General features: G+C 57.5%; 5 protein-coding genes. 3 read left to right on the forward strand and 2 right to left on the reverse strand.

What is annotated here, in order from left to right; translation table 11 throughout:
- The first annotated feature begins 468 nt into the window (after positions 1-468).
- The 3 genes from VGE80_RS06215 (at position 469) to VGE80_RS06225 (ending at position 4,285) form a co-directional block, all read left to right on the forward strand.
- Positions 469-1,071 (forward strand): peroxiredoxin, encoded by a 603-nt coding sequence (locus tag VGE80_RS06215; RefSeq protein WP_373649727.1) that lies wholly within the window; start codon positions 469-471, stop codon positions 1,069-1,071.
- A gap of 675 nt (positions 1,072-1,746) precedes the next feature.
- Entirely contained in the window at positions 1,747-2,988 is a 1,242-nt protein-coding gene (locus tag VGE80_RS06220; protein WP_373649728.1) for a type II secretion system F family protein, read from the forward strand.
- A gap of 223 nt (positions 2,989-3,211) precedes the next feature.
- Positions 3,212-4,285: a hypothetical protein gene (locus VGE80_RS06225; protein ID WP_440592052.1), complete on the forward strand. Its 1,074-nt coding sequence runs from the start codon at positions 3,212-3,214 to the stop codon at positions 4,283-4,285.
- Positions 4,286-4,820: 535 nt separating this feature from the next.
- Here VGE80_RS06225 and VGE80_RS06230 read toward each other — a convergent pair.
- Together VGE80_RS06230 and VGE80_RS06235 are read right to left on the reverse strand one after the other, a co-directional pair.
- Positions 4,821-5,696: an AAA family ATPase gene (locus VGE80_RS06230; RefSeq protein WP_440592053.1), complete on the reverse strand. Its 876-nt coding sequence runs from the start codon at positions 5,694-5,696 to the stop codon at positions 4,821-4,823.
- 369 nt (positions 5,697-6,065) lie between these two features.
- Positions 6,066-7,051, reverse strand: a 986-nt coding sequence (locus tag VGE80_RS06235; protein ID WP_440592054.1) for a DUF444 family protein, incomplete at its 5' end; no start/stop codon positions are given.

Raw genomic sequence — 7,051 nt, forward strand, 5'->3', positions numbered from 1 at the left:
TGCTTGCTCGAAAGTTGACGATTCAGTGGGATCGTCAACTGGCTCAATCTGGGATCCGTCTAAAGTGGGGTAGCCGCAATTTTGGGAGTGGAGAGCGTTTGATTCGCGTGGGGTTTCCTCGCGGCCGGATGCGTCTGTTGGCGAGGACAGGACCGTCACTCCGACTGCTTTCGCGGGTTGCGTGCAGCAAAGTCGATGTTCAGTCGGTGCTTCGTCCCTGTTTTCTGGTATCCCACCCCGTAGGCTCGTGTCCTTTAGAGGGAGGTTTGATCTGACAGGGGTAGCTGGTTCTGTGGAAAACCGAATCTTCTCGCTGTCCGTGACTCAAACGGAATCAGTGCAGGAACGCTATGGTGATTTGCCGGGAACTGGTCAGGTCGCTACGCTCCCATGTCCTGCTTTTACTGCGTGCTGCCTGCTTTTGGTGGTTGCGCGCTTCTCATTAACCCCGCCTTAAAGGAATTTCTTGTGGCCGTTCTCGTCGGTAAACCAGCTCCAGATTTCACTGCCACCGCAGTGATGGGTAACAACGAAATCCGTGACTACTCCCTGTCCAAAGAGATCAAGGGAAAGTACGCGGTCATTTTCTTCTACCCGCTCGATTTCACCTTCGTCTGCCCTTCGGAACTGATCGCGTTTGATCACCGACTCAACGAGTTCAAGCAGCGTGGTGTCGAAGTCATCGGGGTGTCGATCGATTCTCAGTTCACACACCTCGCGTGGAAGAACACCCCCGTCAATGACGGTGGTATTGGTCAGGTTCAGTATCCGCTGATTGCGGACATCAAGCACGAAATCTGCCGTGCTTATGATGTCGAGTTCTGCGATGCCGGTGTTGCCTTCCGCGGCTCGTTCCTGATCGACCAGCAGGGTGTCGTCCGTCACCAGGTCGTGAACGATCTGCCGCTCGGACGAAACGTCGATGAGATGCTGCGCATGATCGACGCGCTGCAGTTCACCGAACAGCATGGCGAAGTCTGCCCGGCGGGCTGGAGCAAGGGGAAACCCGGTATGAAGGCTTCCACCAGCGGAGTCGCTGAATACCTCGCTACACACGGGAAAGACCTGTAAGAATCGACTGACGCTCAAGCAGCGGGCTCTCGTTCACACGATAGCCCGCTGTCTGGGCGATGCCCCACCTCTGTAAGTCTGCATGGGACGGCTGAGGGGAAGGCGGGGAAACTCGTAGGCCAGTACTTTCGCACCGCGCCATTCCGGGGCCGAATGCGGGTGGTTCCAGTGGATCCCGCAAACTCCAGGGCCGCGAGTGACGGAGCCTCGATTGCTCTTCACCAGGGTGTGATCCACGCCCCGTTTCCTCAATTTCTTGGATATCTCTGGGACGGCGCTTCTCGCCCCGCTCTGAGGGCCTGAGCAGTCCTGCATCGCAGGAGATCCTGCTCACCAAGATCTCACGGGAAGGCGTATCAGCCGCCGGAACAGCAGCGATCGAACCCGCAACCGAATTCGAGAAGGCCTTGTCGTGAGTGCTACCCAGGCGGTTAAAGAAACACGGGCCAGAATGGCTCCCGGTGTGGACGACTCATCGTCTTGCAGGAGGTGTTTTGACGCTGGATTGCGGTTCCAAACTGAATCGCAGATGAAGGGGATCGAATTCTCGTGGCGACTCGCCGTTGCCGCCGCATTTCGATCTTGCGGGACAACTCGGCTGTTGGTCTATTGACGTTCGGCAGTCGATGCCAGGGATCTCGAGAATCGACCGCGTTTTAAAGAAGTCGTCATTCCATGGCAGAATTTCGCTATATCGCCCGCGAACTTTCAGGGGCTCAGGTCGTAGGGACACTTTCTGCCGCATCAGAGCGCGAGGCGCTGGGATCGCTGGCGGCGAAGAATCTGTTTCCGGTTTCGATTACTCTGGCCGAGGCGGCGCGGGCCCATCAGGCGAATAAGCGAAAGCGAGTCCCCGCGCGCATTCTGACCGTCTTTTACACTCAACTTGCCGACCTGCTGCGAGCGGGCGTTCCGTTGCTCCGATCGCTGGATCTGCTGGTTCGGCAGACCCGTCATATGACGCTCAAGATGGTGGTGCAGGAAGTGCGCGACCAGGTCGCTGACGGGACTCGTTTGGCGGAAGCCATGCGACAGCATCCCACGGTCTTCAATGATTTGACGATCAGCATGGTGCGCGCGGGTGAGGAAGGGAGCTTCATGGAAGAGTCGCTCCAGCGAATCGCCGACTTCACCGAGCATCAGGAAGAGTTAAAAGGTCGGGTGGTCGGGGCAATGGCCTATCCGGCGTTTCTGGTGGTGGTGGGGGGATTGATCCTGGTCGGCATGCTGATCTTCTTTGTCCCCAAGTTTGAACCTCTATTTGAAACCATGCGAACCGAGGGGACGTTGCCGTCAGCCACGATCCTGTTGCTGGCGGCCAGTTCGTTCTTTCAGAAGTACATCCTGGTCATGCTGGGGGTGATTGCGGTGGCGTTTCACTTCATTCGGCAATACTTTTCGAATGACGCCGGAAGACTGCGATTGGACGAGTTTCGGTTAAAGACCGTCGGTGTGGGGCGGGTCATCCGCAGTCTGGCGGTTGCACGGTTCTGCCGCGTGCTGGGGACACTGCTCAAGAATGGCGTGCCGATTCTGACCGCCCTGCACATCGCTAAAGACGCGACCGGGAATCGCGTGATCAGCACGGCGATTGCTCAGGCGGCGGATCACGTTTCCTCGGGACGTTCCCTGGCTCAGCCCCTGGCGGAATGTGGCCAGTTTCCACCCGACGTGCTTGAGATGATCGCGGTGGGGGAAGAAGCGAACAATCTGGAATCGGTGCTGGTGGGGATCGCCGAAAAAATGGAGCGGCAGACGAATCGCCAGCTCGAAATGGTGGTTCGACTGCTGGAGCCGCTGATGCTTGTCGTGATGGCCGGGGTCATTCTGTTCGTGTTGATTGCGCTCATGCTGCCAATCTTTAATAGTTCTTCGATGGCGGGTGTGGAATCGGCGATTGGGCAGTTCTTCTGCTGAAAAATTTTCACAGACTGTTCAGCAGGGTTTTCAGTGCATCGGCAGATTTTGCCATTGCTCGATGTCAATCTGCGTTAGATGCGGTTTACCCAGGCTCAACAGCCGATGTATCTCCTAAGTAGAACCACGGACGGTACCGCCGCCTCGGCTGACACGGGCACTCACAACCGATTTCTGCCGAACTCGGCCACTCAGGACGGGACAGTGAGGGAGAACCTTCTTTATGTTAAAGAGCAGATTGACGCGACCCGAGAACACGACGGCCAAATCCCGTGGCAAGTTAACGCTGCTGTCCTGGCTGTTGGTGGTGACCTCTGCGGGGCAAGTGATCAACGCCGAGGATGAACTCCGGCCGTCGACTCGCATGCTGGAAGACCTGAAGCAGCGATCGGCGACTGAGCGGTGGCAGCGACTCAAACGGGCCTACCCAGCGGACACCTCGGGTGTTGCGGGTGGGATTCCTTCGCCGCTGCCCAACGAAACACCCCGTTCGGTTACGACGGAAGAAGTGCCACCGCTGACTTCCGAAGGGCAGTTGATTCCCCGTTTGACGGCAGTCCCTCTGTCGGATAACTCGGACTGGGTAAAGCCAGGCCGCCCGCAAGAGGTCATTGAAGAAGTCATGGAACTTCCCGAGCTGTCGAATGCAGCCCTTCCGGAAGAACGGAGCAAGCTGGTTCCAAGCCCAGCCGCGGATTCTCCCTTGCCAGTACGGATCGCTGTAGCCGATGTCGAAGAAGATCGGGAAATCGATGGGCGATCCTCCGAAGAGGGATCAGAATCGACTCCGAGCCCCAAATCCTCCACGCTTTCGAAGGATGGGGGGGGCTCGCCCCGGACGCCGATTGAGCGGCTGATCGGTTCGATCAATCCTCATTATGACCGTGATGAAGACGCCGATATTCGCAACTACGCCCGGCAGCAGGCGAAAGAATTCAACATCACGTTCACTCCAAAACCGGCTGAAGAGCGTGCATTTCCGCAGATTACACTCGCGTGGGAAGCCTCAAACTACTGGCACTACCCCTTGTATTTCGAAGATCCGGCATTGGAACGAACCGGTCACTCGCACCATCCAATCGTCCAGCCCTTCGCATCGATCGGGCGGGCTGCAGTGCAGTTAGGACTGCTGCCATACCAGATGGTCATCATTCCACCATGCAAGCATGAGTACCCCGTTGGGTGGTACCGACCCGGGGATTGTGCACCCAAGTTGCACTATCAGATTCCCCTTAACGCCGAAGCGGCTCTCGTCGAGGCGGGTGTCGTGACCGGGTTGTACTTCGTGATTCCGTAATCTCTCTGCGACGAAACGACCATTCGTGGTAGAGCGACAGAGAGTTCATTCTCAAACTGAGCGGGGTGTCAGCAGGCTGACACCCCGCTTGTCCATTCGAGGTGGCGGCGAATCGGATCCGTCGACTCTGAGCAATCCACTTTCCCACGCCCTGCCGAGTCATTGAGGCCGCCCTGTGCGGGCCGTCGACGTCGTGCAGGACCGATTGCCGAATCGCCCGGTGATAACGATGTCTGCGTCGTGTTATCCACTGCTCCGGTCGTTGCGAGGGAAGACGGCACGCTTGCTCCCGGAAGTGAGCCAATTCCAGAGGTGCGAAGACTGATTCCAAGGCCCCTGTCGTGCCAGGCAAGTTTACAGGGGTGAGTACCAGACTGGCCAAGTCTGCCAACGCCCCCTGCCTCTGCGATTGGGCCGTTAGACACAGACGATCCCCGGGACAAAAAACCGGAACGAAAACAGAGAGCCGCAGCTCTGTTACCGGAGCTGCGGCTCTCTGTTTGGTAGAAAAAGGTCTCGAGGTCGAGAGTTGTCCTTATCGGGTCAGCGCCGCGTAAGTCGCATGGCGGATCGAATGGCGGTGATCTCGACGGAGACCCGGCTTGTGCTGTGTCGGAGACATCTGTTGAGGCCAAAGCTCGGCGACCACTGCTTCAACGCACTCGTGTGTCACGTGAGTCTGGTCCTGACTTCGAGCGGCAAGCAGGCAGTGGCTGGTGAGGCAACAGATCGCCCAGGGGACCCCTTTTGTCAGATGATGGATCATCCTGACGGCATCATCGCTGAACAGGGCTTGTCCGCAGCCGGCGTGGTGCACGGCTCGATTGATAAACAGCGCGGTGTCAGCGGGTGACCAGGCATGGATTTCGATCCGCAGTTCCACCAGTTCCTGCAGGGGACCCGTAATCTGCTGTTCGCGCGTGGCGAGCAAGATTGTCAGTTTGAGCCCGACCGCGTCTGCGAGCTGATGCAGTCGCCAGACGGCCTGCTGACAACTCGGTTCGACCAGATCGAAATGGTCGATCAGGATCACCATTGGCTGCCGGATCAATCCCAGCGCTGCAAAGCGGGCACGCAAGCTGTTCCAGATGCGTGCCGGGGGAGCGTCGATGTCCACCGCTGTCTGGCAGGACTGCGCGATCTGTCCGAGCAGCTGATTGCCGTCCAATCCCGTGGCATCGCACCGAATTGTGATCCGTCCCAGCCGTTCTGTCCGGTTCTGAAGCAACTTCAGCAGAAAGCTTTTGCCGGTCCCGCCGGGCCCCGACACGATGCCGCAGCGACGCGATTCTTCGACAAGGAACAGCATGCGCGCGAGGGCTTCATCATGCTGCTGGCTGGCGTAGAAGCGATCTGCGGAGAAGGTACGGTCAAAAGGCCAGTGACGAAAACCCCAAAAGGCAAGATCCATGGCGATAGCTCTCTTCCGTGAGCGGCGATTTGATCAGGTGAATGTCAGCGACAACAAGAGAGGTCAAATTGGGAAACGAGATCGCTCGCTTCAGAATTGAGGCGAGAGGCGATCATGATCAAAGGTTGCTGATTCCGCTCCGAATTTCGGCTCATTGCGAGCCGCATCTGTATTATCGGCAGAATCAGAGAAGTCACTTCACAGAAGTCTGGAGAAGAAAGCGGCAGCTTCTGCCGCAGAACAATGGATCGATGTCGCCGTCAGGACAAAGTCGGACTCCGAGGGCAACCCTCTGCCGGGAACTCATGCGATGCCGATGTCGAGCTGCGGGGCACAGCCGGGATGTGATTTGCTCACAGGTCCACCCCGTTACCGACCTTTGCCGAGGAACGTGCGGATCGATTCGTAGATCGCTTCTTTGTCTTTGATGTTCGAGAGGATCAGGTTCTCGTACTTGCCAGCCACTTTGCGGAGTTCGCGGATGTAGTCTCCCGATCCGTAGGGACTTTCGACCTGACCGTAACAGAAGAGGTTGCAAATCGGCAGGAAGTCGTCCTGAATCGTCTTCAGGCAACTGGTGTTGTCTTCGCCCCAGTTATCGCCGTCGGAAAACTGAAAGATGTAGATGTTCCAGTCTGCCGGGGGAAAGTCGCGCTCGATGATTTTTTTGGATTCGGCATAGGCAGATGAAATACGTGTCCCGCCACTTTCGCGAACACGGTAGAAGGTCTCTTCATCCACTTCATGCGCAACGGCATCATGAACGACATAGCGTCGCTGCAAACCGTCGTACTGACTCTTCAGCCAGGTGTCGATCCAGAAAGATTCCGTGCGGACAATTTCCTTCTGGTCATCGGTCATGGAGCCTGAGACGTCCATGATGTAGATCACTGCGGCATTGGCATGCGGTAATGGGACCTCGGTCCACGACCGAAACCGTTCGTCCTCGCGCGTCGGAACGACGACAGGGCGGTTCGGGTTGTATTCGCTTGAGGAAATCAGCCGCCGCAAGGCGCGCTTATACGTCCGTTTGAAATGCCGCAGCGAGTCGGGACCGGTCTGACGAATGCTGTTGTACTTGGTTTTGACGGCCTTAATGGTGCTCTGCCCCTTTGGTTTGATCTCGGGCAGTTGCAGTTCGTCTCCCAGCATCTGAGCCAGTTCTTCGATGGTCAGCTCAGCCTCGCGGATGTGCTGACCCGGATCTTCACCTGCCTGCCCCTGGCCATCACCTTCGTCTTCCCCTTTGCCAATCGGCTGTCCTGGATCTCCCTCTCCCTGACCCACGCCGCCTGAGCCCTTCTTTCCGTGACGGAAGTGAGGGATTTCAATGTTGGGAACGGGGATACTGACGG

The organism is Schlesneria sp. (genome assembly GCF_036405755.1).
Taxonomy (GTDB): Bacteria; Planctomycetota; Planctomycetia; order Planctomycetales; family Planctomycetaceae; genus Schlesneria; species Schlesneria sphaerica.

Bases quoted from the DNA above. Each gene is read 5' to 3' on its own strand.
- VGE80_RS06225 (WP_440592052.1), top strand. From the start codon at position 3,212: ATGTTAAAGAGCAGATTGACGCGACCCGAGAACACGACGGCCAAATCC.
- VGE80_RS06230 (WP_440592053.1), bottom strand. From the start codon at position 5,696: ATGGATCTTGCCTTTTGGGGTTTTCGTCACTGGCCTTTTGACCGTACC.
- VGE80_RS06220 (WP_373649728.1), top strand. From the start codon at position 1,747: ATGGCAGAATTTCGCTATATCGCCCGCGAACTTTCAGGGGCTCAGGTC.